Here is a 26692-nt window from a genome sequence, read left to right as displayed (position 1 = left end):
TCGTACCAGGGAAGGAGCTGTTGATGAAGATCTGCGCCGTGCAACTGGCGTCGCTCAAAGGCGATATTCAGGGCAACCTTGCGCGTCACCTGTATTGCATCGAGCAGGCTGCGGCGCTGGGTGCTGAGCTGGTGGTGTTTCCTGAACTGTCACTGACCGGCTATGAGCCGACCTTGGCCCGCCAGCTCGCCCTGCCGTTATCCACCCCACGGCTAAAGCCACTGCAGGCACTGTGCGACCAGCATGCTCTCACAGTCGCCGTGGGCCTGCCCTTGCCAACGCCTCACGGCATTCGCATCGGCATGCCGATCCTGAGCCCAGGCATGCCCCGCCAGGCGTATGCCAAACGGCGCCTGCACGGCGATGAACTGCCCTACTTCGCCGCCGGCGATCAGCCCTTGGTACTCGAGGTGGCCAAGCACCGGGTAGCGCCTGCCATCTGCTACGAGTCGATGTTCATCGAACATGCTGCCGAGGCGCGGGCACAGGGCGCGCAAGTGTACCTGGCCAGTGTGGCGAAAACGGCCAAGGGCATTGGTGAGGGCTACGAGCATTACCCGGAGGTCGCCCGCACGCTGGGCCTTACCGTCTTGTTGGCCAACTGCGTGGGGCCTGCCGATACGTTCATCGGCGCAGGTGGGTCTGCGGCCTGGGATAACCAGGGTCGGCTGCTGGCCAGCCTGAATGACACCTGCGAAGGGCTGATTCTGCTGGATACCACCCACTCCAGCGCGACCGCTGTGCCACTGAGGGTGCTGACTGCGTGAAGTATCTGTTGTTGACGCTGGCGAGCTACGCATCCACGCATTACTTGGTTGGGCTGTTGATCCAGGGTCAATTGGCCGAAATCGCCGAAGGCCTGCGCCATCGACCGGGTGCGCCCACCGCTGGCGAATACTTGCGAGAGGTCCGGCCCCATGCCCGGCGGGCCCACCGTCAGTACACCTTGATGGCCGGATCAGCGCTGGCGCTGGTGGCCTGCCTGGTCGCCAACTGGATCTTTTAGGTTTGCCGGGCTCAGAGTGCCAAGGCCAGGCTTTCTCTGCCTTCCAGCGCCAGCAGGTATTGCTTCGCCTGAAGCCCTCCGGCAAAGCCGGTGAGGTTGCCTGAAGCACCAATTACCCGGTGGCACGGCGCAATGATGGAGATCGGGTTACGGCCATTGGCCGCGCCTACTGCACGGACTGCGCTGGGGTTGCCGATCTGCCGGGCAATGTCGCCGTAACTGCGGGTTTCACCGAAAGGAATGGTCAGCAAGGCAGCCCACACCTCGCGCTGAAACGGCGTACCGGCAAAATCCAACGCCAGGTCGAAGCGTCGCCGCGTGCCGGCAAAGTACTCGCCTAGCTGGCGGGCGGTGTCCAGCAGTACCGGGCACCGGTCATCACGATGGAGCTCACCGAGCCGCACGCGGTTTTCCCGCTCCTCCTCCCAGAGCACGGCTGCCAGCCGTTCGCCACGGGCGACCAGCGTCAGCGTGCCAACGGGGGATTGCATGAAGGTGAAGGCGCTGGACATTGGGGGCTCCTGCAGGGTGCGAGATGGTCAGCGCACTCTACGCAGGCGCAAGGCCACACGCACCCGCTTTCTTGCTCAACCAATCCCGCAGCCGGCAATCCGCCTGGCTTCTGACAGGTTGACCTTGGGGATCAGTTCGGCCGGGATGCGCGACGCCGCCGACAGGTTGTAGACGTGAAAATGCTCATTGACCACTTGCCGCGCCATCAATGTCAGTGACGGCAGGATGCGGCTGTCCCAATGCTGGTCCAGTCCGCACGGTGAATGTTGCCCTTCTTCGGTCTCGTAGAAGCGCCCCACCGTCTGGTCAAGGTCGACCCCCACCAGCAGCACCTCTTCGAACCCCAGGTGATAAGCCAGTTGCAGCGCCACGTAGGCGACTGTGCGGGCATCGAAAAAACCCTGCGACAAGTCTTTGCTGAAGGCGATCGACCGTGCCCGTTTGCTCCACAATGCGCGGCTGCAGACGCAACTGTCACCGTGCCCGCGCACACCGTCGAGCAGGCCGGGTGTGTGCGCCTTGTGCAAGGTATAGCATTCGCTAGCAGCTGGTATGTCGGCACCCTCGAATTGCTCTGGCCACAGCGCGAGCCGTTGGCTGTCACGCAGGGCGGTGGCAAACAGATCAGGTTGCTGCAGGCCGAAGCTTTTGTCGGTGCACACGTAGAAAAACGGTTTCACGCCATGCTCTGCTGTCATGGCGACTGAACCGTTCATGGCAATGATCGGCAGATGGGCAAAATCAGCCAGCGGGAAATGCCTGGCTGAAGCACCCGAGGCCAGAATCACCACGGGGCCTTGCTGAGTATTGCGACACGCCTCGAAACTGGAGAACGCCCCGCGTTCAGCACTGGGCTGCGACGGAAGTGTGTTCATCGTTTGCTACTTTGGACTGGACAGTACAAACACGATACCGGTCCTTGTATGCACAACGGACGCTTTTACAAAAACCTTACACAAAGCGACTGATGGGTCTAAATCTGTCCAAAAGTGGAAGAAATGACAGCGCCCTTCTCCACACAAGCGCAGTGTTTCTACAGACCCGTAGTCTCGGTCGTTGTTCACCCGCCTGCAGGCCTGGCAGGCGCTTTGCCCCCACTGTACCGACGAACGGGCGTGCAATCACTGGTGTCATGCCCCGGGCTATTCGTCGCTTGCTCATGAGCCAGCTTGATGGTTACCAACTGCCCGACTAATACTTAGGTCTCTGCCTGGGGAGGCACGAAACATGCAACCAAGATTCGTTATCGTTCCGGCGGTACCCATCGAAAAGGAGTCATTCCGCGTCGGTAGCCGGTACTACGCAGCGACCGTATGCGGTGGGTTCGACATTTATGACAACCTGGCGAAGGAGCGGCTCAAACCCAGTTACCCGAACAGGACCGATGCAGAAGTGCAATGCCAGCGGATGAACACGAAACTCGAAGCACGCTGAGGGGAAGTCGCCGAAGCAGGTGCGCGCCGCACACGGCGGCTGCCTCGGGGGCCGCTGCGATGGGCTGCACAGCAGCCCCATTCACCGCCGATGACGCTTAACTGACTGGCAGCCAGCTACCAACATGGGCGGTATGGGCAGCTCAGGTTACTGAGCTCATTCCAGGCACTCTCTTGCAGCCTGGCGCAGTTTGTCGCCCGAAAGGAAGCTGCCTTTATAGAACGTGGCGCGGCTGCCGTCGCGCGACTCAACCACCTCGAGGACATCGTCGGAGGCCACTGCGCTTGGCGCGGTCAATCGATAGCCGTGGGCAATCGATTTCTGGTTGGCGAGGGGCGCCAGTGCTTGCCACTTGGGCATTACACAGGCGGCATATTGTGCAGGGGTTTTGGAGGTCAGCTTACTGGCTGTGGGGTTACCCGGTGTTGCGCAACCGGCAAGGCTGGCAGTCAACAAGGTGCAAACAAAGATACGAAATGTAGGCATTTGCAATTGACCAATAGAGATACAGGGCATTCTACCCAGCGTCGCAACTTAGTTCCAATCAACCAAGGTCGTGGTGCGTTTTGCTTAGCGTGAAGATTTTATCGGAGCTTCATTAGAGCGGTCACCTGTTAATTCTGCTAGTAGCCATAGTCGTGAAGCGGGCACAGAGTAGCCCGTGCAGATACTCATAAGCGTGGTGCATTACAAGGAGCGCTCCCCATGCCATCCAACCGTACGCAATTTTTCTATCAGAATGGTCACCTGCACACGCTGAAAACAGGTGAAGAAAGCCGCGCTATCTTTCGGGGTGCAGCGAACATCGCGCATGCAGAGCTGAACGCCGCCAACGCACAAAGTGGCTTATTGGCAACGGACGATAAAGGCTCAGTTTTACAGGTACAAGGTAATGAATCAGGTAAGTCGGACACTGACTAGCCTTAGCATGAAAAACTTCACTTGCGTCTCCACTTGAGGGTTGTGTCATGATGCGCTGAACAGGTACTACCGTGCAGGATGCCCATGCCTCAATTTGATTGGCTCGCGAATCACATGAACCATTGCAACGCCTTCGCTCAGTGGATTCATCAGCAATTCACGTATGAGTTCGACGGCATCGACCTTTCGCGATGGCAGCACGAGTTCGCAGAAGGCCAGGGCAATGGTGACTGGCAATGCCTGATTGCCCTAGAGCAAGGCCAGTTGTTGGGCGGTGCCGCTCTAGCAGCCCAAGACTTGCCTTCCCGCCCGGACCTCGGCCCTTGGCTTGCCTGCGTGTTCGTTGACCCGGCAGCCAGAGGAGCCGGTATCGCCGAGCACCTGATTGAGCGCCTATGTGCCCATGCGCGCACTGCCGGCTTCGAAACCTTGTACCTGCACACCCATGATAAACAGGCTTACTATGAGAAGCGTGGCTGGACGGTAGTTGAGCAGTTCGAGGCGTGGGGCAACAAGCAGTGGCTGATGTCACGCACGCTTCGCTGAACGGCCGGACAGGGTTGTAGACGCACACTTCAAGGAACGCACTCACGCTCATGGAACCGCTTCATACCATCAAAGCCGATCTCGTCAAAACCGCCGACCACCTGAATGAACTCAGTAAAGCCATGACCGGGCACGCCAAGTTCATGGAAGCCCGGGCGACCGCAGACAGCGAGATCGATGTACGCGCTCATATCAAGTCCATCGATGGGGTTGCCAGTGAGCTGAGGTCCGTCGCAGCAAAGATCAAGGATGAACCCTGACCTACGCCCAACCCGCGGCAACCTTCAGAGCTCGCTACTTAGCGCAGGCGAACTGTTCGGCCACGGGAATCGCATCGCTTGCTATCCGCCGTGCCCTGCCCACGCCCCACGCCAAGGCACGGGTCATCGATTCGCCTGGACGCGAATCGAATGCTTCTTCATGAATGGCCATGCCACTAGGGGCATAAACCCCGATGAACATCTGCGTATTGCCTGTTCGCGACAGTCGCACCTGGACATCGATGTAGCTGCCGTCACATAACGTTTCGTCGTGAGTCCGATGGTGAAGCGTCGGGTCAGCCCAGCCCCAGAAAACGTCGCCGCGAATCCGCATGTCGCCCCTCCTACGACTTTAGTTGTATACCTAAAGCCACCATAGCCAAAGGCAAACGGCGCGCAACTGTACTCAGTCGAAATGTGAGCTGAATCGGACAACTGGCAATCACCAGTAAACAAAGCGTTATTCGTTTGCCCACGCAGGCCATCACGTCATGCCAAATCAAGCACCGACCGTCGACGCCAGAGGTCGCTTGCACGGTGAATTTATGGCAATCTGCCGCGAAATCGAAAAGCAAAATCATGGAAACTAAATTTCAAGAGCACGCTAATGCCAGAAATTTCAGCAGATAACGCCAGCCTTATTCACAGCATTGCTACAACAACCGCCATCATTGCCGCCTTAGTCTCGGCCTGCGCGGTCATACTGGCGCACCTGACGTCCGAGGTGCAAAGCAGCGAGTCCGACAGGTCCATGGCCGAGGCCAGCCAACTGATCGCCACAGCCAACCAGTCCGCCGCCCAGTCCCAGTTGAAAATCGAAGAGCTCCTGCAACAGAACGCGGCGTTGACGGCACAACTGGACGCCGCGAAAAAAGAGCGCCAGGCCATTGAACATCGCCTGCGGCCTAGAAAGCTGACAGCGCAGGCACAGGCCGCGTTCCAGGCATTGGCGGCAGCGCTCGCAAAAGACAAAGTAGCCCCAACCGTACTGCTCAATATCGTCAGAAACGACGACGAAGCGTTGGCGTTCTCCAAGCAGATCGCCGTTGCCCTGACCAAAGCAGGCGTGCGGGTACAAATAAAGCAGTTGATGCTCACCAAAGAGGCCACGGGCGTTCAGGCAGTGCTGTATGACAGCCCGGGAAGCCAGCAAATCGAACGTGCGCTGAGGGCCGCTAATTTTGCAACGGACATCAGTCGATCGTCGCAAACACCGAAGATCAATATCGATGATGACGACAAGCCTGTTATTAGTGCGTTTATCAACGTGTTTCCAAAAGAGATGTCGTTAACGGACACTGCAGCGCCGCACGCAGACTAAAACTAACGATCATGACTGGCCACCCATCCAGCATGGACGCAAAGCCAGTAACTAACACGCCCGGCTCCGTAGTAGCGTTGCGCATTCTACGAACTTCCAGGTCCGTTAACTGCAAGCCCACGGACCTGGGCGATTCAGACCAGGAGGTCAAATGCGTGTTGAGGTGATAGACCAAGCGGCGATAGATTCGGCGCTGATTGCGTTTGCCCGCTATAAAATCGGAGAAACAAAAATCTTCGACCTAGAGCGTGCAATGAGCTTTGAAGTGGGTGAGGCTTTGTCCAAGAGCGGACTGGTGAGGTTCACCATTACACAGTCAGTGTCCGGCCGCTACCGCATCAGCGATGAAGGCGAAAACGCCATCACGGACGCTGGGCGGGCGCGCCTTAAGGTGATCCGAGGGTAAGCCCGCTTTTATGATCCGGTACAAACAGCTTCACCTCGGGCACTAAGGGCAACGCACGTTCCACTTACCCTAGAGGTGAAGCTGTGCTTCGGCGTGCGTCAAGAGGCATTGCACAACGCACACGGTCCTTTGGTGATATCGCCTGCCCGAGGCCCTTCGTGGTCCAACCAAGCAAAGGTGGGCTGTGGAGCTGCGATGCAAGTGTTACAATCCCCCCATTCAAATCAGCGCTCAAGCGCTGGACATCCGTGATCGCCGTCAGTACGACACCCGCCACACCTACGCAACCCTGTGCCTGATGCCTGGGATGAATCCTGCGTTCATCGCGAATCAGCTCGGCCATAGCGTTGAGATGGTGCTCTCTACATACGCGAAATGGATCAGCTCCTCCTCGGACTGGAGGGAGCTGGAGAAGCTGCCGCCCCGCGTCGAATTGGCCCAAAATTGGCCCAAAACTGACACCAGGGCCTAAATACACCTCTGGAACCCCCGCAGGACAAGCACTTGATTTCTACCGCCAACATCACCATGCAGTATTTAAGGGGTGTTTGGCGGTGCTAAGGGGTTGATTTTACTAGGCTTAAGCCCCCTTCACTCCCCCTCATTCACCCATCAGTGGTATCAGAATTGGTATCACCCTGGCATCCGCCGTTGGCTGTCCGGTTTCGACGCGACGCCTAGCGAGCTTTCAGTCTCGCCTGTTATCGACCTCAAGCAACGCCTCGATAATGACCGGGCCCCTCTTCAGATGCTCAGTCATACCTCCAAATAAATTTTGGGGGTTTGGCGAGTTCCCAAAAGTGGAGAGGCCCCGTATTTACACGCTCTCCAGCCCTTCACAATACGTTGCACCACCCTCCGAAACACAGTCATGGGAACAAAAATTGGTGCGAACCAGCTGTACGTTCAACCAGTACCTACCAGAATTGCAGCAGTAGTACTCAAAATCGACATAAGGCCACGCCGATCGCTGCCTATGCTCGGCCTGAAGGCCGACAGACGGGCCCAAATAGCAGGCTGTTACAGCCTGCTGTTGATACGGATGCGGCTAACGGTTTTCTTCCCCTCTACTGAGCTGGTTGAGCTGATGATTCTCATCGCATCCCCAATTGTAACAACGGGATAGCTGCGATAGGATCTCGCGCCTAAGACGCCAACCAAAGGCATCTCGAGCTGTTGCCATCACGCAGATTTGCCTAGGAGTAGACTTACCATTATGGTAAACACTACAATCGTTAGCCGCCATAAGGGCCCTTTACCTGAGGTTGGCGCTGACCGAGTGATCCAGCATGTACCGCTCTACTCGGCAAACGAAATCGTTGAACTCCTACGTGGGGTGCAGCCTCAAAATGTCCTACTCTGGTCTAGGAAATGCGTAGCAGACGCCGCCAAGCTCGACCTCAGCAACCTTGATGTCGCTAACCTAATACGTGAAGCCGTGCTCAATGGAACCTACCTTCAGTCAGAGTGGTGCGAGAGCAAGCCTGGTGGGCCCTGGGCCGCTTGCGATGCTTACACCCTCAAACGGGATGAGTGGTGCCCAGCTGCCTTCAAAGATTTTACGTATTGCTACTACCTAAAATTCTGCATCGGCGTGAGCGGAAAAATCATGATTGTGGCCTCTTGCCATCTCGAAGAACCTCGGAGAAACCAATGACCAACAGCCTCAGATTCTGCTCGATTTGCGGAGAAGGGACGGTCACTGAGAAGCAGTTCACCGAATCTTTTTCGTATAAAGGAAAGACCCGCAATTTGATTCTGATTTGCGCCGAGTGCAACGCTTGCGGCTCTGAGTTCGCGGATGACGCTCTGAGCAAAAGAAATCAAAAAACAATTAGGTCGGCAACTAAAGAAATTGACGGCCTATTGACTAGCACAGAAGTGCGGATGCTTAGGAAGAAATGGTCTATCACTCAAGCTCAAGCTGGCAAAATATTTGGCGGCGGGCCGGTAGCTTTCGCTAAATACGAAGCCGACGATATTATTCAGTCGGAGGCCATGGATAATCTTCTTCGCGTTGCAGAGGCGGTACCTGAAGCTAGACGATGGCTATTTGAAAAAGCATACATCCAAACACCTCTGCAAATGTCAGCGCGTGCTAGCATCGGTATAATATCCAGCAAGCCTACCAAATCCCATTACAACCGCAAATTCGAACATCAAGTAAGCGCATTGCACGCAGGATACATTTCTGCAGCATCTGAAACCATAGTTGATGCTCCTTCAGCGGAGCAACTGGTGATGGTAACTGCAGCCGTTCTTCCTATCGAACATTTCGAACCAGTAAAAAACTTCCCACAAGTTCGACTATACGGCAAGGAAGAAAACCAAACATATTTGCACAGACCAAATTACAGCGAGCAGGATTATGACCGCCACCGCATCTGAAATCTTATCGGCCGTCGAGCTGCATGATGTGTATATGCTTGGATGCAAAAGCGAGCTTACTCCTGACTTCCATCCAAAGTTTGCTCACGACCTAGCTGATCTATCCATTGAAACAATGGAGTTCATCGAGCGCTCGGAGAGATTTAAGGAAGAGAGTGGAGATAAAGGACTATTTAGAGTATTCGTCAGTTTTGGCACCCGCTGGAAGACACAGAAACTCACGAAAAACAAACCCAAAGGCAAAAACAAAATTGATGCCAGGTCAATTCTTGGAACAATAGAAGGAGAGTTCGTTGTCGAATACCTAATTGATGACGAAATCACTCAAGATATCCTTGATGACTTCGCACTAAAACGATCTATTGATCATGCCCTTCCATACTGGCGCGACCACTTCCTGTATCAGTGTGCCAAACTTCGCCTCAGCACGGCTCGAATGCCAAGCAAATTAGTCTCGACAGCCGGATATTTGAAGTTAGACGAGCCACATGGGCAAGCATGATTTTTTGCCGCTTAAAGGCCCGAACTAGGTTGCGCCAATCGCGGCCTGTTCGGGGATCCTTTTTATTCTGTCGCGCCGAGACACAACATCTACCCAGAAAAATACTAAGTTGCTCCCGTGCTTGGCAGCCTCAGGTTTCCTCTTGCTACTCTTGTTTACCTAGCAACTGGCTAGATCGTCTTACTCTCCCAATCTACATACCCCTCATCCGCTCATGAGCTATAGCAGGATTTTTATCGCATGTAGATCACGGTCATGTCCGGCCACCCATACTACGCGCAACGGATTTCAAGACCGTAGTACAATCGCCAGATCCATGCAGTGCCAGCTCCGAAATCGATTTCAAAAAAAATACTAAACGGCACGGCTACAGGCCGCATACTGCAAGGGTCGCCGTTTCAGTTTTGGAATCGATTTGTACGTCGATAGAATCGCGTTTTCCGAACCTGCAGGAAGCTCACCATGGACATGAAGGCACTCAAGCTGTTTCTCCTACCGTGGCTACACATTGACACCTGGCACACTAGACACCCTAACGATGAAGAACGCTTTCACCAGGCCTTGCACGCGACCTTCAAAGAGCTTGGCTATTCGATAGCCTACGAACAGTTTTATGATGCCATTCGAGACGTCATCGCCGAGCGCACACCAGGACACGAACTGTTCAAAGGAAAAGAGATCCAGCACTTCGCTCGGCGTGCAGAAGTCATCGGATCATACCTATTCGACGTGCGAACGTTACGGTAGCGCTGCAGAGGCTGGCTGTTTCGAGACCTAAACCAGGCCTTTTCCCGGATTTGCAATCAGAGCCAAGAATTGCCGCCTCATGCGGTCTAAGCTACAAAATAAGTTCCAAAACGAATCTAGATTTGCCTAGTTGCAACCCGCATTCTAAGGGGCGCCGTATTAATTTTGGAACTGATTTAGGCCTATCACCCCGGCCTTCTGGAGGCAAATTCATGAGCAAAAAAGCACGGGCCGCAGGCACCCAAAAACGGGAGAAGGAGAAAGAAAAATGTCTTCAGAAGGCGGAAAATCGACGTGCTCTGGAGAGAGAGCGGGCGGACGCACAGCGAAAAAAAACAGTCGCGCTCATTCGTAGCGGAAAGCTTAAGCTCAAGAAAGCCAAGCCTAAAAATGGGCTGTATGGACTGCTGTCTTCACTGTCGGGCCAACCGTCCATAAGGAGAGAGGATGTGGTCATAGACAAACACACAGACTCGAAAAGGGAACCGAACCAATTCAAGCTCGAAGGCAATACTGGTTGGTAAGGTGATATGGCATCATCAGGCCATCAACATTAATGGATTGTTCCGATGAAGCTTTACCTCGCTCCTATCTTGGCGATTGCGCTGGCTGGATGCTCCACGCCACCTACATCCCAGCCCAAGCCTGCACAGCAAAAAACGCTATATCGCTATCCGATGCCAACAAGCGTTGTGCAGTCGGCCCAGGCCATCGCGGCGCGGGATTTGAAAGACCCTGACGCAGCAAAATTCAGGGACGCCTTCTATGTCACTGCTGATCCCAAGGGAGATGCCCGAGACAGATCAAAGGACTCTATCTGTATCGAAGTGAACGGAAAAAATTCCTATGGCGCATATACCGGCTTCAACTGGACAGTAATAGCCCCGGGCGCAAATACAGTGATTCAAGGTGGCTCGATGGCCGGAGTGGTTAATGAAATCTGCTCTTCGACCGTGTTAGGCCCTATATCGACCACTCCCAAAAGCGTAACGGAATAGAGACTTCCAGTACTGCAGCAGTAGTGTGAGAATTGACCCTCAGGCCGCGCCGTTAGCGGCCTGAACCTACGTCCCCCCCTTGATGACCTAGATGCCTCATTTCGTAAGAGGCTCGTGGTAGCCGAACAGCCCCATGGCATATGCAGCGTCAATTTCGTTCAGGCCATACAGCCGGGCTGACTCGGCAAACTCAAGCATCTCGCACAACAGGTCGGCGTCAAGCTCGCCACGCCGGTGCGCGGCCATGGCCATATCACTCAGAACAGCGGCCCGACTATCTGGATCGGTGAGCAGCGCGCATTGGTCGTTTAGCTCGTCCAGCCATGCTCTCGGTAGTCCCCTCATCATTCTGCCCTGCACCACCAAGACTGCGCATGCAGCGCGCTGTCGACTTCCTCGACCCCGTTGATGTTGATGCCGAGCTGGGCCATGCCCATTGACCTTAACGTCATGCAACTGAGGGATGATGTCGGGCCCCGGCGCAGGATTGAACATCCAGGCTTGGGTCGATACCCGGCCCAGCGGTTCGCTGTTATGGTCGCCAACGTGGATGTCGGCCCTAAGGGGCTGGACCTTCCTGATCTGATCGGAAGGTATGGCCACGCCATTCACGCGGCGGCGAACGAGTAGGAAATACATGGAGCACCAATACTGTATAAAATTACAGCATCGTAAAGCAGACGTGATCGGGGGCAATTGCCGACCAGCGGATCAGTGAAGCGGCGGCAAATGCTTGCAGCGCCACATGGCCACGACACGAAGCTGATAATCGAAAACGGCCTGGAACAACGACTTGGCCAGCAAGCGTAGGCGCTCAACCCACAGCTGAAAACTACCTCAGCAGGGTGTCATGACAGTGAAAATGATGATAGCGTTTAGCCATAGTCAGGAAGATTGACGATCAGTCGCCCTTAACGTTGTTTCTAAGTCGAAGTCTCAGGTAGAAAAATGATAACGAGCGCTACAATTGCAGGTTTCCTCGCAAAAAACTTTGATAAAATATCTGCAGCTTATGGAAAAGCAGATGAGGCACTGCAGATTGCAGTAAAGTCAGCCTATTCGAACTACCTAACGAACTCTGCCTCAAAGTTTTCAAAATCTAAATCTTTTTTTATTCGCAACCAGCCCACAGATCTCTATGAGTACTATGTCCCAATTGGGATTTACTGTCATAGCACGCACATTCAAGAGCCAACGATAACTGAATGCCTGCAGCAAAACACAAGAATTATTATTAAAGGTTCTGGCGGAAGCGGGAAATCTGTGCTGATTAAGCACTTATTTCTAGACTGTATCCGCATGGGTGTTTACGCTCCGATCCTAGTCGAGCTTCGAGATCTTAATGCCGGTGAAGCCAGTCTGGATCAAGCCATCAGCGAAACTTTAGATAGCTTTGGATTTAAAACATCTGGTGAATACATCGAAAAATCAAAAAAGAATGGAAATTTCTGTTTCTTTTTTGATGGGTACGACGAGGTGATTCATTCACGACGCAGCACCTTAATGAGGGAAATAAAAAAACTATCGCGTAAGTACCCTCTGTGCCCGATCATTATATCCTCTCGACCTGACGACATGCTTAACGGAGTCGATGACTTCTCCATATTTAATGTCCTACCACTCGACTTGCAATCCGCTAAGGGCCTCATCACCAAGCTCCCGTATGACGAAGAGATAAAAACGAAATTCTGTGCAGGTCTGGAAAACGGTTTATTCGAAGACCATCAGTCGTTTCTGTCGAATCCTTTATTACTATCTATCATGCTTTTAACGTACGGAGAGAACTCAGAAATACCTTCGAAACTAAGTCTGTTCTACAATCAAGCGTATGAAGCTCTTTTTCAAAGGCATGACGCTTACAAAGGGGGATACAGTCGAGACAGGCTTACATCACTAGACATACAAGACTTCGGCAGAGTCTTCTCAGTTTTCTCGCTCCAAACATACGATCGCAGCGAGTTCAGAATGTCTAGAACGAGCTGCTTGAACTACATCACAAAGAGCAAACAGGCTATAAGACAAGACTTCAAACCTGAAGACTATCTATCCGACCTGCTTGCAGCGGCATGCTTACTCATAGAAGATGGTCTAGATATCGCTTATGCTCACCGGTCATTCCAAGAGTATTTCGTAGCCCTGCATATTTCAACTGCCTCGCCCCAGATCCAAGAAAAGCTCCTGAATCGATACTGGAAGCGAATGAGATCCGACCTCGTCATTGAACTTCTCTACGAGATCAATCCTGGCCTCGTTGAGCGCGCATTGATAATACCAAAGTTAGCTCATCTAATTTCTTCTATTGGGGTAAAAAACAAGCCTGGAATAACCCACGCAACACGCCTATTCAAGCTTAACTACAAATCACTTTGGGTGGATGAGCGGGGCATACGGGCCACTTTGAAATCTGGAGAAGCTACCGAAATGGATGTAGCGCATCTAGCTATCAAGATGTGCAGTGATTTCAAGTATCCGCCAGCAGAAGTATTCGACAGGCTAAAAGCTCAAATACTGGATGAACTTGGGGGAAAAGAGCGATCTTTCGAAGTCGAGTCAAAGCATCTCAGCTATCGTTCTAGAGCCATGCAACTTATAGGCGAGGGGATGGGCTCATTCTCCATAACATATCTGAGAGCAATCGTAGAAACGTACCACAGCCTCTGCAAGAAACATTCTAACGGAATGGAAAATTTAGACGATTTATTGGGGATTTAAAGCATCACCACTTATTCGGTGCGCTGATTCTGAAGTGAATCAAAAGAGCGACGCGGGCTACCAATTATGCGTTGCCCGCATTCTCGCGACCAATACCAACTAAAAACCAAATCAAGTTACATCTATGCAATAGAAGGGCATCACCACGATACGGACATCGCTTCGAGCTACTTTTGGTGGCCAAACCGCTGCCGACACTCAGCAAACAGCGCCGTCACCTTAAACTCAACGCTGCAGGCTTTCCGCAAGACAGCGACTCAGCCAAGAGGCGCAGGCGCTCAATCTCTTCAAGTGGCGCACCACTGTACTGAGCCAGGTGATATGCACGCATGGCGTCGACAGCTTGTTGGATCAGCGGCTCGCCGGCCTCGACCATCCCGATAAACGAACGTTTGTCCACTGTCCTGTCTCGATCATTTGATCAGCGCATTGTAGGACGCCTCACAAGCTTGACCTGCTATCCGGGCGCGATCATAAGCTTTCGCCAGCTCTCCCGCTCGTTTATCAGCCCGTGCGAACAAGTCGGAGAGCACCATGGCGGCGCGGGTGGCTGTCTGGCCTCTGGCGATAACGGCGGTATCCTGGCCGGGGCAACTGACGGCGGCAGCGAATTGGGTTGTTTCACTGCGCAGCCGCAGGCCAGCAGCATCGGCGTCAACAGCGCTAGCATCAGCAATCGTTCGTTCTTCCTGGGCATGGGCTCTCGCCTCCTCCTGCGCTGCGGCGCGTCGTTGTTCTTCCTGCCGGGCACTTCGCTCGCCGATCACTTCGGCAAGCTGGTCACCGCTGTCTCGTTGCGCTGATGCCTCTCCGGCGTTCGCTCGCTCTACCGAACGACCGTGCTGATAGGCCGCCCCGTGGGATGCCAGCAGTACAGCAAACGTCAATATGGACCAGCCCTTCATGCCAGCGCCCGCCGAATACCTTCGTCGATCACCTCGGCCTTGTAGGGGTTGCCACCGTTCTCGTGGACGATGATGCCGACCACGGCCTCACGCAGTACCTGTGGCTTGGAGATGTCGGTGGAGTCGCGGACGCCCACGCCTAGGCGCTTGGCAATGGCCTGGGCATAGGCCAGCGTGTTGTTCTCGCTGGACGGTGCCCAGCGGCTGATGAACTCCAGGGGAGTGTCGATGCCTGGGCGGCCGACGCCAGGCATACCGTCCTTACCCCTGTAGTTGAGCAACAGCTTACCCAAGGCCCGGATACCGTTCTCGGGAGAGTCGAACCGGGCAAAGCGCGGCTTGGCCACGCCCTCCTCGACGCCCAACTGACCCTGCCAGGCATTCCGTGGGTTGAAATCGATATTGCCGGGGTTGTTGTTCCGGACGCCGCGAGGGGGTGCCATCATGCTGGCTCCTCCGCCGGCACTTGCGGTTCAACCTCGGCAGGCTCTTGGGCGGTGACCGTGACCTCAGCCTTGAAGACCTTGAGCACCTTCGCGGTGGACAGAACTACCCGTGGATTGGCCCGCAGCTCCTGAGTAGCAGCCGCTTCGGCCTCCGCCTCGGTGGAGAACTGGCGCTTGTTCAGCGGGTTGTAGTCGTTGGTGGTGTCGATGACGATGAAAGGCATGGGTTTTCTCCAGGCAAAAAATACCGCCGGGCGGCGGTTGGGTTTGAGGTAACGCTAAGCGTCAGGCGGGCTGTGCCGGCCAGTCGATCAATTCGGGATAGCCGGGCTGCTCGGGCAGGCGATTCAATGCAATCCGGTAGCGCTTCCAGTCCTTGAGTGCTACTGCCTCGGCATCGGTGGCTTCCTCCAGCTCAACAGCATCCTGGAGAGGCGCAATAGCGGAATCAGCTACCTGTCTGAGGCTCTGGATTTGCTGGGTCACCTTGGCCGCCAAGACTTGTGTGTGCTGCTGCTCCTTCATCTCCCGAGTCACCATCTGGCTCCAGTCGATCTGCATTTTCTACCTCGATGTTGTAGGGGGGGAGTTGAACAGTGCCATCGCCAAAGAGGGTGATGGCCTGAGGGAAGCGGGTCGATTCCGGAGCGTTTAATCCGTGGGGCAGGATTAGAGTGAACTCGAGTTCGCCATTCATCCGGGTGACCTCTCCCTTGAACCACTCGCTGTTGACAGCGCCAGGTGGAAGAGTTGCTCCTTCAGGGAGATTGGAGAAATCGAACTGCTCTCCGTTGAGGTACAGGACGTCTCCCGCTCGGTATAACGAAAGCGGATAGTCCCGATAGGATGGAGAAAAACTGATTTTCATTACTGCCAACTCCCAACTGCAATGGCCGATACAATGAATGCCTGTGCAACAGCTGGGCCGTTACGGACCCACAGGGTGCAGGACGCCGTCCCCCAGTTCCCGGTGTGGATATAGCCGAAGTGGTCCACGCTCTGCATTGGCTCAAATGACGCTGCGGGGCTGTAATTCAAATTGGCGAACGGCGCCGGGAATGTCCAAAGAAAGTTCCCTACCGCTGTCGCCCCCACCGAGGCCGTTTGAGCCCCACTTCCCCGCGGTAGCACGCACACCTGCATCCCATTAGCGAATCGGTAAGCCGTGCCGTTGGCGTTGGTGATCACTTGCTGGAGCGCTGTGCCTGACGCTACGTTGCCGAGAATAGCTGCTACAGCCGCTGCGCCGAGGCCCAGGCCTGTTCGCGCAGCAGCTGCAGTAGTCCCGCCCGTGCCGCCTTTCGCAACTGGAAGCGCTGCAGGTATCGAGTTACCACCGAGCGCTGCGTAGATCTCGTCAAAGTTCGCAATCGCTTTGACCCAGGCACTGCGTCGATCATCGCCACCTGTACCGCTCGGCGCGGTGCCAAGGTTGATCACTTGTTTTGTCATTATGCTGCCTCAAAGTGGCTTCATTGGCCTGGACGCAAACAGCGTCCGCCCATTAGCCGTAAGCGGGTTAATGCCAGAGCCGTTATCGCAATACATCTGCAACACCGACCTGTTACCGGGCAAGAACCCGCCAAAGTTAGCGCGCAGTGGCTGCGTGGTCTGTCCGATGTTGGTTACCGAAAACAGCGCATTGGCCAGAACATAATCCTGATAGTTACCGGTCCAAGGCATCTGCTGGCTCGGGCAGTAATAGGCGCCACTCGCTATCGGATCGCCCGCTTGAACAAATGAACTGGAGGCTGGCTGCCCATTGAGTAGGGCTAGGTTAGCAGTGGTGACAAAAGTCCTGCTTCCAGAGCTGTTGCGGACCGATGCCCCGTATTCCCCCGACGGGGTAGACGGCGTTAGATAACTTGCGCAATACCAGTTGATCATCATGGGATAGAGCGCAGTCTCTCCGTGTGCCACCTGATTGTTCCAAGCCTTCAGCCGAAATCCCGTCCAGTTCCCAGGACTACCTTTGACCGAGAAGTTGCCCACCATCATGTAGTTGTCCGCGTTAAGAAAGACCAAAGGCCTTTCGTACGTGGTGATGGGCGAGGCAAAGTCCACATCGGCCCATTGGATCTGGTTTTTGCTACCAGGACCTTGAAAGCCAATGTTGAATCTGCCGTTGTGGCGAACCGTGAGCACCTGGTTCACCGAATCGATCTGCGTGCGAATGTTGTTGTTCGAAGCGCGGATGCCATAGGAGCCAGGAGCAGCGAATGGCTCGCCACCCAGCGAAAGGATCATCACTTGCCAAGCGCGGGTGTAGGGCTGCCGCAACTGCAACTGCCCTGTCGAGAACCAGGCTTGTGGGCTGGTCGTGTTTTCGCCTCCGTCATACAACGCATCCACCACCACGAAGGATTGCGCCTGGATCTCCGGTATTGAGATGTACTGGTCGAATGCGCCGTTGCCGGTCACCTGCATCATCTTCAACGATCGCACCGAGGTGATCGTGGTATCGAGGGTAATAACCCCGGACGCATCCCGCGTCCGAAGTCCGTACAGATCAGCCATCAGGTGAGCCTCCCCACCGCCGTACGCTCTATGCCGTTGGCGTCGTAGACGTACAAGCCGCCGTTATTGAGCAGCGTCGATCCGTTGGCATCCTGCCCACGAATACTCACTGCCCCCGTCACAAAGTTCAGCTCCAGCAAGGGCAGCCCTTGTGAGTTCACCGCCTGGGAGCGGATTGTCATGCCGGCCACGATGTTTTGGATAAACGCCTGGTTGATCACCGCCTGGTTGATGAACACCTGTCCGTTCGAAACAACAAACGGCAGGGTCACCTGCCCAGACGACTCGTCGACGATCGCGAAGCGCTGAGCGAAGGCCAGGATCTCTCCTGTTTGCCCATCGCTCCCTATTGCAAGGCCGGCCATCACCCTCCGACCGCCTGTGATGGTTTCAGCCTTGATCGTGGTCATGGCCGAGACCCGTCCATCAACCCCGGCGATCGTCTCCGACACCTGCTGCACCGATGCACTCACAGCCTGCACCGAACCCTCTACATCGCCGACCTGCGACTGGACAGTGTCCACCCGCTTGCCCATGGCGACACCATCCTCAATGCGGGCCGACTGTTCGGTCCAGACACCGACCAGGCTGCCGATAGCGCCGGCCAGGCCGGTGCTATCGCCTTCCATTTCCGGGTTCACCTGGATATACAGCCCATCCAGGCGGCTGGCCTGAGCGGTGATCGCAGTCCCTTGCTGGTTCACCGTGGTGTTCAGTTGGCTGATGGCCGTGGCCTGCCCGCTCACGGCCCGCGCGGAAGGTCCAGCCACGAACGGCGAAGGCGTGTTGCTCTCCCCCACCCGCTTCTCGATCATCACCGAGTCGATGATGGCCGTGAGCCCGGAAACAGCGCTCATGTTGAAGTAGATGGTGATGCCGACCTTCGCGCTCTCCGTGACTGTGACCGGGAAGGTCACACGTGTCCGCGTCGTCGGCAGGGCAAGCGTGGGCCCATACCGATGCGTGCCGTTGTAAAGCGAGATGCGCCCGTTGGTGGCAGCGCTGCACTGGATGTACATCGACACCAGGTACACGCCAGGCTCAATCCGCACGTTCCAGCCGGCCAGGTTGTTGGTCGGGCTCAGCATCAGAAAGCTATTGGTACTGCTCCCGGCCTGGTAGCCGAACCCGGAATCAGCATCCGGTACCGCCACCCCCTCCCGAGTCACACCGCTACCCACTGACGTGGCCGGAAGCGTGGTGGAGGTGAGCCAGCTGTAGTCATCCGCCAGCAGATTGGAACCGCTGCCCCCAATGCCACTGATGGAGCTCTGGAGCTGGGTGACTGCCTGTCCCTGCGTACTCAGCGTGTTGCCCTGCTGGGTCACGGTACCCTGTAGGCTTTGCAGCGCGCTGTTGTCCGCCTTCCCTGCCACGGCGTTGTTCAGTTGGGTGATGGCCGATCCCTGGCTGGAGACCGCGCCCTCCGTCACTGACACACGGGCGTCTACCGATTGCAGTGCGCTCGCCTGGGCATTGTCCTGGCCGGCGCGCTTGCGTGCGATCGGCGAGGACAGGAACACATCGGCGGCATCGCCTACCGATACGCGGAACGTCATCGCCATTCGCACACAGCCGGCCGGTACCGTGGCCTGCCCCGTCAGCTTCGTCCAGGTTTGCGCAACATTCGTAAGGCGAACCCCGTCACCTGCGGCAACCACCCAATTGTGGCCAACGCTCGTTCCGTCGAGATCGTAGAACTGAATCCACAACCCATGCTGACGCGCGACGGAACTGTAGGCGTACAGCTCGAAGTCGTAGACCTCACCGCCAGCGACCGCGATTTGCGAGGTCACCGCGTTCTCCGGCGGCCGCACGTTCAACGCACTCTGGAAGCCAAGGTAGTTGTTGCCCGTAGACGTTGCCACGGGCCACTTCACCACCCGGGGTGACGGCGCCCCAGCAGGCACCGCAGCATCGTTGCGCGCCAGCACGCTGAACCCTGGCGAACCAGAGAACACCGGACCATCCGCAAACGCCGGGTTGAACAGCAGGTTTTCAGCCGAAACCACACCGACCGAAGCCTTGATGTTGGTGATTTCACTGCCTTGCGCCGTGATGGTTGTGCCCTGCTGGGTGACCGTGTTGGTCAGCGCCTGGACCGTTGACGCATCAGCCTTGGCGGCGACCTGGCTCAGTGCACTCGCGGCAGCGTTAGCGGCGTCCGTTGCCACCTTGTCCGTCACCGCGACCCAGGCACTGCCGCTCCACCGCTTGGGCGTGTTGGCGTTGCCCGTGGTGTCGATCCAGAGGTTCTGGGCCAGGCGGTCAGCCGTGCCTGGCGTCGCGCTCTGGATGATCACCTTGCCCTTTCCGCCCGCCAGGTCCGAAGCAGCTTGCGCCGCTTGCTGTGCCGCGGTGACGTTCTGGTTGGTAGTAGAAAGGCTGTTCGTCAGGCCGGTGATGGCCGAGCCTTGCGAAGTCAATCCGGTCTCGGTCTGCGACACTCTGGAGTCGAGCGCCTGGGTGGCCGAAGCCAACGCCGACTCGCCCGCGCCCTGCCGGCTTACCTTCAGATTGGCGACCCACATCTTGAAGCCAACCGGCGCGACACCCTCAGGCACAACATAGATCCTGAATCCAGACGCCCCAGCCGGGATCTTGTACTGCGCCGAAAGGAACTGCCAGCCACCAGTAGCTGCGACATAGCCCAGGATTCGAATGTTGCCGACACCCATGGTTTCGCCGGCAGCATCGACCGGGGTGATAGCGATCTTCCCTGCGTTGGTCGCCGCGTTCTCACAGAACATGTGGCACGACAGGTTAATCACATCCCCAGCGTTTGCCCGACTGAAGATCTGGTAGGTATCGCCGATCTTGTTGGTCGACAACAGAACGTTACCACCCCAGCCGGCATCGGCCGCCTTCTTCAGCCGCCACAGAAGCCTCTCTGCAGGAGCATTGGCGGGCACGCCGGAATCAGTGGCGTTCGCATAGTCCATCTGGTAGACGGCGCCGTTCTCGGTCTTGAGTTGCCCTGCCGCGTTCCAGGTCGGATTAAGCAGCACATCCTCCTGAGCCGAGTTTCCTAGCGCGGCGCTGATGCTGACAATGCTGCTGCCTTGCGATGACAAGGTGTTGCCCTGCTGCGTCACAGTCGTTTGCAGCGATTGAACCGCCGAGGCATCCGCTTTCGTGGCGGCCAGGGCGTTCGCAGCCGCAGCAGCGGCAGCCGCATCGGTAGCGACCTTATCGGTCACCGCGACCCACGCCGAGCCGTTCCAGCGCTTCGGCGTATTGGCGTTGCCGGTCGTATCGATCCACAAGTTTTGCGCAAGACGGTCAGCTGCAGCCGGGGCGGCTGACTGATACAGCACCTTGCCCTTCGCTCCAGCCAAATCCGACGCAGACTGCGCAGCTTGCTGAGCCGAAGTCACGTTCTGATTGGTGGTGGTCAAGTTGCTCTGCAGGCCGGTGAGCGCAATACCCTGCGAGGTCAATCCTGTTTCAGTCTGCACCACTCGGGCATCGAGCTGGCTGACAGCGTTTGCCAGGGCGCCGACCTGGCCGGCGCTGTTTCCTACCGTGAACGTGGATGGCTCCACGCCAGCCCCAACCTGCTCCTCGAGCATGAGACGGTCCACCAGAACGGCAATCCCGTCCTTTGGATTGGCAGATGCAGACACGCACACGACCATCCGATCAGCTACAAATGCAGGGCTGGTAACATCGAACAAAACGCTGTACCGAGCCCACTGATCGGTGATAGCAACGTCCTGGCCAGGCGCAAACCTGACTACACCGTCCGCGGTGATCGTGCGCAGGCTGACCTGCATCTGCTTGGCACCGGAAGTACTCTTGGCGTCCCAAGCCAGAATGTACTTCTTGTTCTTCAGGGCAATGTTGGCACCCGAGTAAATGTTGTTCGGGGCAAAGTAGGTCGTGCCGGAGCCGGAAGTCTGGAGTAGCCGCAGCACATAGCCATTGAAGCCATGCGGGTCAGGCTCAACCGAGGCTGTCTGCCCGCCGCCCAGCACCAGCGCAGGCACTGTAGCGCCAAACACCGCGTACTCGGCAGGCATCAGGTTGGACCCGCTGCCCGCGATGTTCCCTACCGCTGCCTGCACATTCGTCAGCGCCGTTCCCTGCGCCTCGATCTTTCCCTCCGCGCTCGTCACCCGGGTACCCAGGCTATTCACGGCAGTTGCGTCGGCCTTGGTCTGCGCCAGTGCCAGCGCGTTGGCCGCGGCGGCGGCCGCATCGGTGGCGACTTTATCGGTCACCGCCACCCAGGCAGAACCGCTCCACCGTTTGGGGGTGTTGGCCCCGCTGGTGGTATCGATCCACAGGTTTTGCGCTAGGCGGTCAGCCGTCGCTGGGGCGGCCGATTGCACGATGACTTTGCCCTTGCTACCTGCAAGGTCGGAAGCCGCTTGCGCGGCCTGCTGGGCCGCCGTGACATTCTGGTTAGTGGTCGTCAGGGTATTCTGCAGACCGGTAATTGCACTCCCCTGGCTACTAACACCTGATTCAGTTTGCGAGACTCGAGCGTCGATGGACTGGACAGTCGAAGCAAGTGCCCCAACTTGGCCAGCCGTTGGACCGGCCACATAGGGAGACGGCGTATTGCTCTCACCGATGCGAGCTTCGACCATTACCGAGTCGATGATCGCGACAATTCCAGCCAGCGCATCTGTGTTTGGATAAATGGTAAGAGATACCAGCGCGCTACCCGTTACCGTCACAGGGAATGTCACCCGGGTTCGTGTCGTGGACAGCGGCACCACCGGGGAGTAGCGGTGCGTCCCATCGTACAGTGAGACACGGCCACGACTCTCCGCACTGACCTGGATATACATTGAAACCAAGTAGGTACCCGGCTCGATGCGGATGTTCCGCCCGGCCGCGTTGTTGGTAGCCGATAGCATCACGTAAAGACTGGTGGTCACGACAGTTCCGGCATTGGTGCTGAATCTGTAGCCAAATCCGGTATCTGACTCAGGCACCGCAAGACCGGAAATTGTCGCATGACCTCCCGACGCAACACCGGGCAGGAGTGCTGAGGTTAGCCAGCTATAAGGTGAAGGCAGCAGGTTGGACCCGCTCCCGGCAAGACTGCCGACCGAAGCCTGCACGCTCGTCAGCGCCTGACCTTGCGCAGTAATCGTGTTGCCTTGTTGGGTGACCGTATTGGATAAAGCGGTCACGGTAGAGGCATCAGCCTTGGTCTGCGCCAGCGCGCTTGCCGCAGCCGCTGCAGCCGCCGCATCCGTGGCCACCTTATCTGTCACGGCCACCCAGGCACTGCCGTTCCAGCGTTTCGGGGTGTTGGCATTGCCGGTAGTGTCGATCCAGAGATTCTGGGCCGCACGATCGGCTACCGCCGGTGCTGTTGCCTGGAACAGCACCTTGCCCTTGCCGCCGGCCAGGTCCGACGCGGACTGGGCTGCCTGCTGGGCTGCAGTGACGTTCTGGTTGGTGGTGGTCAGGCTGTTGTTGAGGCCAGTGAGTGCCTGGCCTTGCGACGTGATCGTGTTGCCCTGCTGAGTCACGGTCGTGGACAGCGAATCAACAGCAGAGGCATCGGCCTTGGTCTGCGCAACCGACAACGCACTGGCCGCAGCGGCTGCCGCATCGGTGGCCACCTTGTCAGTGACCGCTACCCAGGCGCTGCCGCTCCAGCGTTTCGGCGTGTTGGCATTGCCCGTCGTATCGATCCAGAGGTTCTGTGCCAGGCGATCAGCTGCGGCAGGAGCAGCAGACTGGACAATCACCTTGCCCTTCCCGCCGGCCAGGGTGGAAGCATCCTGCGCCGCCTGCTGCGCGGCCGACACGTTCTGGTTGGTAGTGACCAAGCTGTTTTTCAGGCCGGTCATAGCCTGGCCCTGAGACGTGATTACACCCTCTGCATCAGTGACGCGGGTCGACAGGTTGTTGACAGCCGAGGCATCGGCTTTGGTCTGCGCCACGGTCAGCGCGTTCGCTGCGGCAGCCGCTGCGTCGGTTGCAACCTTGTCGGTGACCGCTACCCAGGTAGTGCCACTCCAGCGCTTTGGCATGTTCGCGTTGCCCGTGGTATCGATCCACAGGTTTTGCGCCAGCCTATCGGCTACTGCCGGCGTTGCCGACTGGACGATAACCTTGCCCTTACCACCTGCCAGGGTGGCCGCGTCCTGAGCGGCCTGCTGGGCAGCGGTTACATTCTGGTTGGTGGTGGTCAGGCTCGACTGCAAACCCGTGATCTGGGTCGCCTGCGAGCTGGTGGTGCCCTCCAGGCTGGTGACCTTGGTCTCCACGGTCTGCACGCGGGCGGCGAGCCCGTTGGCCGACTGAACAACTTGGCCGACATCGGTCCAGTAGCTGGCATTAGGCGGCGCGGTATTTTTCGGTACTGCCTTCGATGCCTGGTACAGCTTGCCGTCGGCGCCGAGCACTGTCTGGCCAGCCGTGTAGGTTTTGTCGGCGTTGTACGGCAGCGATTTGGCGATCTGGCTGACACCGTCGATCTGTCCCTGCAGGTCCTGCGTGGCCTGGTCGAGGTCCTGCTGCACCTGCCGGGCCGCCTCGGCAACTTGGTTAATGGCTTGCTGAGCCTGCTGGGTGGCCGTGTCGAGGTTGGATTGGACCTGCGTGACCGCATCGCCCAGTTGGTCGGTGATCTCGGTGACCTGCTCGTCCAGCTCTTCCAGGCGGTTGTTGACCGAGCCGGGAAGGTCGGGTGGTCCGGAGATCAAGGCAATCTCCTCCCGCAACGCCGGGGCCAGCTGACCATTTTCGATCTTGTCCTTCAGCGCATCGAGCATGTTGGCCACATCACTCGACGTAGAGGCCACCACCTTTAGGAAGGCACTCACTCCGTAGGCATTCTTCGAGCGCACGAAGTAAGCGTAGTTGGTGGCGAATGCCAGGCCGGTGTGGGTCAGGGTCAGACCCTGGCCTAGGTACTCGCCTTGCGTTGCCTGCGGGTTGGTCGAAAAGAAGTACTCGTAGGTGCCGCCATTCAGGCCATGCAGCGTGTTGCCCGGGATCAGCGTGATCGTGTCGATGGTGGCTTGAACCACGCACGACTCCGGAATTGGCGGCCCGTCGATGCTCACGGGGATACTGGCCTCACCGGAGCGGGTCAGCGGGCCCAGTGCAGCCACGCTCATTGTGTAGCTACCGGAAGGAAGCCCGGACAGCGGAAGCTGCAGGGTCGTCGCCGGCACCTGCAGCGCCTGTACTGCAGCCGCCCCCTGTCGTACGGTGATGGCGTAGCCGGTCACCACACCATTCGGCGCCAGCCACGACAGGGTGCCTTGCACTACCTCGGCATTGTCCTGAGTCGACCAGGTAAGCCCTGTTGGGCTGCCCAGCCCGCCAGTTGGTAGGCTGATGAAGCCGATCGGGTTGTAGGGCTGCCCCACTGCGTCATCGAAGATCGCCGGCTCATTCTGCGAGACTGCCACGGTACAACCGCTATCAGCGCTCATGGACCAATCAGTGACGATGAACTCGCCAACCATGTTCAACGACGGCAGGTTGACCTTCACCGACCGGCCGGGCCGGCAGTTGTAACCCATGAAGTTCATGGGAATCGACAGGGTCCCGCCTGCCCGGCGGCGGCGCAGCTCGATGTTGGCCAGGCGCTGGGCCTGATAAGGGTCGCTGACATAGGAAAACGACAGGGTTTCCGCCGCCTCGCCGCCGTCAGCAATAACCCACTCGCTGACCAACACTTCCGGGTAGTCCGTCTCGGCCCACGCCTGCGAAGGATCAATGAAGGTGCCACGCACGGTGTTAAGTGCCGAATCGTTGGACGGTTCAGGGCTGCCCGTGACCGTACCGGTGACCATGTCCTCGGTGATCTCGAAGTCATACGGGCCATAGTAGGCCCCGACTTGAAGCATCCAGCGGCCGCCGACACGGATCAGCTTGCCACCGCAGGCAGCCTCCAATTTCTGCATAACCTGGGTCCGCGACTCATCGGCGCCGATCACGCAGCCAGAGCGGTACCGCGGTGCGGTGCTGCCGTCTGCGTTGGCCACCATCTCGTCGCAGACGCTGGCACTGTTGGCAAAGCTGGCAAATACGATCTCGTCGTCCGGCACACCACAGCGGTTGCGCAGGAACCAGAGGATGTGCAGCGCTGTGTTTTCGCTGTAGCCGGTAACGCCAATCCTAGGGTCGTAGATGTCCCGGCGCCCGCGGATCACGAAGCGCACGTCCGGGATACCGGAGGGGTACTTCTCGGCGCTGTACTTGAACGAGACGCGCGCGAACGACAGCCCGCGGCCGATCTGGGTATCTCGCCAATCCGGGCTGTTGGCTTTCAGGAAAGCGTTCACCTGGGTCGGGTTGGTGACCAGCTCATAGGAAGCATGATCACCGTAGGCCGCGATCACCTCTTCACCAAGGAAGATGTCCTCTAGCCCGTCGATCTCGCCCTCCGACAGCACATAGACCATGTGCAGCCATTCGCCATCGGTCTGGTCGCCTGCCTGCTCCTGCCCCCACGCGAGCACGCCGCCGGTGCTCACGCGGCCCAACACGTACCGAGCAGCTGCCTTCGACGAGCGCAGGGTCTGGCTGGATGGCTCACTGGCACGCAGCGAGCCGGTATCGAGCTTGTCCTGCTGCGACGACACGTAGAAGGCCAGGGCCGCACCGGCCACGGCTCCCCACGGCCCACCCTGGACAAAGCCAATCACCGCGCCAACAGCGATCTGGGCAACCTTGCTGACTGCTGAACTCATTCAACTCTCCACACCATCAACGGCTCACACTCGATTCGGCAGACCCCATCGGGGGATACCGACCAGAACTCATCCGCCCAGAAAACCGCCACACCGCGGCCGTTTGGGCCGTCGTACAGGGCGATATCACCCCGCTGCAGCAGGCCTGGCTGAATGCGGGCAAAGCAGTCGTCCCAGGCTCCCTCCAGCGAGCCATGCAGCTTCTTCAACAAGCGCTTCGCCCCGGCCTCGGAGGAGTAGCGGCCCCGGTAAGCCTCCGCAGGGTCGACACCGCACACAGCCAGAGCGCAGTCGGCGGCAAACAGGCAGCAGTCAAATTCGCCCCATGAAAAAGGCCGCTCGATGGCGGCCTTGATCGTGTTGGCAAGCTGTGTCGTCCAATCGCGCTTTCGCAT

Annotated in this window: 27 protein-coding genes and 2 pseudogenes; 15 read left to right on the top strand and 14 right to left on the bottom strand. The window is 57.4% G+C overall.

The features are described 5' to 3' along the window. The first annotated feature begins 23 nt into the window (after positions 1-23). The gene (locus tag HU750_RS03455; RefSeq protein ID WP_186676754.1) at positions 24-767 is read left to right on the top strand and encodes a carbon-nitrogen hydrolase family protein; all 744 of its coding nucleotides are present in this window, start codon (positions 24-26) and stop codon (positions 765-767) included. Beyond that, positions 764-1006: a hypothetical protein gene (locus HU750_RS03450; RefSeq protein ID WP_186676753.1), complete on the top strand. Its 243-nt coding sequence runs from the start codon at positions 764-766 to the stop codon at positions 1004-1006. The genes HU750_RS03455 and HU750_RS03450 overlap by 4 nt, the downstream gene beginning before the upstream one ends. A gap of 11 nt (positions 1007-1017) precedes the next feature. Here the strand turns inward: HU750_RS03450 and HU750_RS03445 are convergent, their stop codons facing one another. Further along, positions 1018-1518, bottom strand: a complete 501-nt coding sequence (locus HU750_RS03445) for a methylated-DNA--[protein]-cysteine S-methyltransferase (RefSeq protein ID WP_186676752.1) — start codon at positions 1516-1518, stop codon at positions 1018-1020. A gap of 75 nt (positions 1519-1593) precedes the next feature. Continuing rightward, positions 1594-2394 (bottom strand): WaaZ-like lipopolysaccharide core biosynthesis protein, encoded by an 801-nt coding sequence (locus HU750_RS03440; RefSeq protein ID WP_186676750.1) that lies wholly within the window; start codon positions 2392-2394, stop codon positions 1594-1596. A 352-nt stretch (positions 2395-2746) separates the two neighbouring features. Between HU750_RS03440 and HU750_RS27115 the strand changes: the two genes are divergently transcribed. Next, positions 2747-2953 carry a hypothetical protein gene (locus HU750_RS27115; protein ID WP_027594850.1) on the top strand — a complete coding sequence of 69 codons (207 nt, stop codon included), beginning with the start codon at positions 2747-2749 and terminating at the stop codon, positions 2951-2953. A gap of 156 nt (positions 2954-3109) precedes the next feature. Here the strand turns inward: HU750_RS27115 and HU750_RS03435 are convergent, their stop codons facing one another. Continuing rightward, the gene (locus HU750_RS03435) at positions 3110-3469 is read right to left on the bottom strand and encodes a hypothetical protein (RefSeq protein WP_027594849.1); all 360 of its coding nucleotides are present in this window, start codon (positions 3467-3469) and stop codon (positions 3110-3112) included. Positions 3470-3658: 189 nt separating this feature from the next. Between HU750_RS03435 and HU750_RS03430 the strand changes: the two genes are divergently transcribed. The 3 genes from HU750_RS03430 to HU750_RS03420 all read left to right on the top strand — a co-directional run bounded on the left by HU750_RS03430 (position 3659) and on the right by HU750_RS03420 (position 4680). Next, a complete protein-coding gene (locus HU750_RS03430; RefSeq protein WP_186676749.1) occupies positions 3659-3874 on the top strand; it encodes a hypothetical protein in 216 nt (71 codons plus the stop codon). Between the two features lie 84 nt (positions 3875-3958). Next, positions 3959-4420, top strand: coding sequence for a GNAT family N-acetyltransferase (locus tag HU750_RS03425; RefSeq protein ID WP_186676747.1), 462 nt, complete (start codon positions 3959-3961; stop codon positions 4418-4420). Positions 4421-4470: 50 nt separating this feature from the next. Further along, complete coding sequence (locus HU750_RS03420; RefSeq protein ID WP_186676736.1) at positions 4471-4680, top strand: hypothetical protein; 210 nt, start codon at positions 4471-4473, stop codon at positions 4678-4680. 34 nt (positions 4681-4714) lie between these two features. Here the strand turns inward: HU750_RS03420 and HU750_RS03415 are convergent, their stop codons facing one another. Then, complete coding sequence (locus tag HU750_RS03415) at positions 4715-5014, bottom strand: hypothetical protein (protein WP_186676734.1); 300 nt, start codon at positions 5012-5014, stop codon at positions 4715-4717. A gap of 273 nt (positions 5015-5287) precedes the next feature. Here HU750_RS03415 and HU750_RS03410 point away from each other — a divergent pair, with 273 nt between their 5' ends. From HU750_RS03410 to HU750_RS03380, 8 genes and pseudogenes are all read left to right on the top strand, one after another. Next, complete coding sequence (locus HU750_RS03410) at positions 5288-6001, top strand: hypothetical protein (RefSeq protein WP_186676732.1); 714 nt, start codon at positions 5288-5290, stop codon at positions 5999-6001. A 151-nt stretch (positions 6002-6152) separates the two neighbouring features. Next, the gene (locus HU750_RS03405) at positions 6153-6407 is read left to right on the top strand and encodes a hypothetical protein (RefSeq protein WP_027594844.1); all 255 of its coding nucleotides are present in this window, start codon (positions 6153-6155) and stop codon (positions 6405-6407) included. 107 nt (positions 6408-6514) lie between these two features. Next, a pseudogene (locus HU750_RS27390) lies at positions 6515-6879 on the top strand (site-specific integrase). Between the two features lie 1181 nt (positions 6880-8060). Further along, on the top strand, positions 8061-8795 hold the full coding sequence (locus HU750_RS03400) for a type II toxin-antitoxin system MqsA family antitoxin (protein ID WP_186676730.1): 735 nt from the start codon (positions 8061-8063) through the stop codon (positions 8793-8795). Beyond that, positions 8776-9297: a hypothetical protein gene (locus HU750_RS03395; protein WP_186676727.1), complete on the top strand. Its 522-nt coding sequence runs from the start codon at positions 8776-8778 to the stop codon at positions 9295-9297. Before HU750_RS03400 ends, HU750_RS03395 begins: the two co-directional genes overlap by 20 nt. Before the next feature lie 462 nt (positions 9298-9759). After that, on the top strand, positions 9760-10044 hold the full coding sequence (locus HU750_RS03390; RefSeq protein ID WP_186676725.1) for a hypothetical protein: 285 nt from the start codon (positions 9760-9762) through the stop codon (positions 10042-10044). Positions 10045-10256: 212 nt separating this feature from the next. Further along, positions 10257-10568, top strand: coding sequence for a hypothetical protein (locus HU750_RS03385; protein ID WP_186676723.1), 312 nt, complete (start codon positions 10257-10259; stop codon positions 10566-10568). A 45-nt stretch (positions 10569-10613) separates the two neighbouring features. Continuing rightward, positions 10614-11042: a hypothetical protein gene (locus HU750_RS03380; protein ID WP_186676720.1), complete on the top strand. Its 429-nt coding sequence runs from the start codon at positions 10614-10616 to the stop codon at positions 11040-11042. Positions 11043-11138: 96 nt separating this feature from the next. Here the strand turns inward: HU750_RS03380 and HU750_RS27110 are convergent, their stop codons facing one another. Beyond that, complete coding sequence (locus HU750_RS27110; protein ID WP_238348872.1) at positions 11139-11288, bottom strand: hypothetical protein; 150 nt, start codon at positions 11286-11288, stop codon at positions 11139-11141. 98 nt (positions 11289-11386) lie between these two features. Continuing rightward, positions 11387-11681 (bottom strand): annotated as a pseudogene (locus HU750_RS27105) (hypothetical protein). A gap of 309 nt (positions 11682-11990) precedes the next feature. On the opposite strand from HU750_RS27105, the gene HU750_RS03370 reads away from it, so the two are divergent. Beyond that, positions 11991-13754: an NACHT domain-containing protein gene (locus HU750_RS03370; protein WP_186676716.1), complete on the top strand. Its 1764-nt coding sequence runs from the start codon at positions 11991-11993 to the stop codon at positions 13752-13754. Positions 13755-13968: 214 nt separating this feature from the next. Here HU750_RS03370 and HU750_RS03365 read toward each other — a convergent pair whose 3' ends face one another. The 8 genes from HU750_RS03365 to HU750_RS03330 all read right to left on the bottom strand — a co-directional run bounded on the left by HU750_RS03365 (position 13969) and on the right by HU750_RS03330 (position 26692). Next, positions 13969-14154 carry a hypothetical protein gene (locus tag HU750_RS03365; RefSeq protein WP_186676711.1) on the bottom strand — a complete coding sequence of 62 codons (186 nt, stop codon included), beginning with the start codon at positions 14152-14154 and terminating at the stop codon, positions 13969-13971. Between the two features lie 13 nt (positions 14155-14167). After that, positions 14168-14659 (bottom strand): DUF2514 domain-containing protein, encoded by a 492-nt coding sequence (locus tag HU750_RS03360; RefSeq protein WP_186676708.1) that lies wholly within the window; start codon positions 14657-14659, stop codon positions 14168-14170. Further along, on the bottom strand, positions 14656-15102 hold the full coding sequence (locus HU750_RS03355) for a structural protein P5 (protein WP_186676950.1): 447 nt from the start codon (positions 15100-15102) through the stop codon (positions 14656-14658). Before HU750_RS03355 ends, HU750_RS03360 begins: the two co-directional genes overlap by 4 nt. Next, the gene (locus HU750_RS03350; RefSeq protein WP_186676706.1) at positions 15102-15329 is read right to left on the bottom strand and encodes a hypothetical protein; all 228 of its coding nucleotides are present in this window, start codon (positions 15327-15329) and stop codon (positions 15102-15104) included. Before HU750_RS03350 ends, HU750_RS03355 begins: the two co-directional genes overlap by 1 nt. 61 nt (positions 15330-15390) lie before the next feature. Continuing rightward, positions 15391-15666: a tail fiber assembly protein gene (locus HU750_RS03345; RefSeq protein ID WP_186676703.1), complete on the bottom strand. Its 276-nt coding sequence runs from the start codon at positions 15664-15666 to the stop codon at positions 15391-15393. A gap of 900 nt (positions 15667-16566) precedes the next feature. Further along, positions 16567-17622 (bottom strand): hypothetical protein, encoded by a 1056-nt coding sequence (locus HU750_RS03340; RefSeq protein WP_099453671.1) that lies wholly within the window; start codon positions 17620-17622, stop codon positions 16567-16569. Then, entirely contained in the window at positions 17622-26297 is an 8676-nt protein-coding gene (locus HU750_RS03335) for a phage tail tip fiber protein (RefSeq protein ID WP_186676956.1), read from the bottom strand. The genes HU750_RS03340 and HU750_RS03335 overlap by 1 nt, the downstream gene beginning before the upstream one ends. Further along, positions 26294-26692 carry a DUF6950 family protein gene (locus HU750_RS03330; protein WP_186676695.1) on the bottom strand — a complete coding sequence of 133 codons (399 nt, stop codon included), beginning with the start codon at positions 26690-26692 and terminating at the stop codon, positions 26294-26296. The genes HU750_RS03335 and HU750_RS03330 overlap by 4 nt, the downstream gene beginning before the upstream one ends.

This window comes from Pseudomonas sp. SWRI50 (assembly GCF_014269095.1).
GTDB classification, from domain to species: domain Bacteria; phylum Pseudomonadota; class Gammaproteobacteria; order Pseudomonadales; family Pseudomonadaceae; genus Aquipseudomonas; species Aquipseudomonas kermanshahensis.
This window is presented reverse-complemented; position numbering and strand designations above follow the sequence as displayed.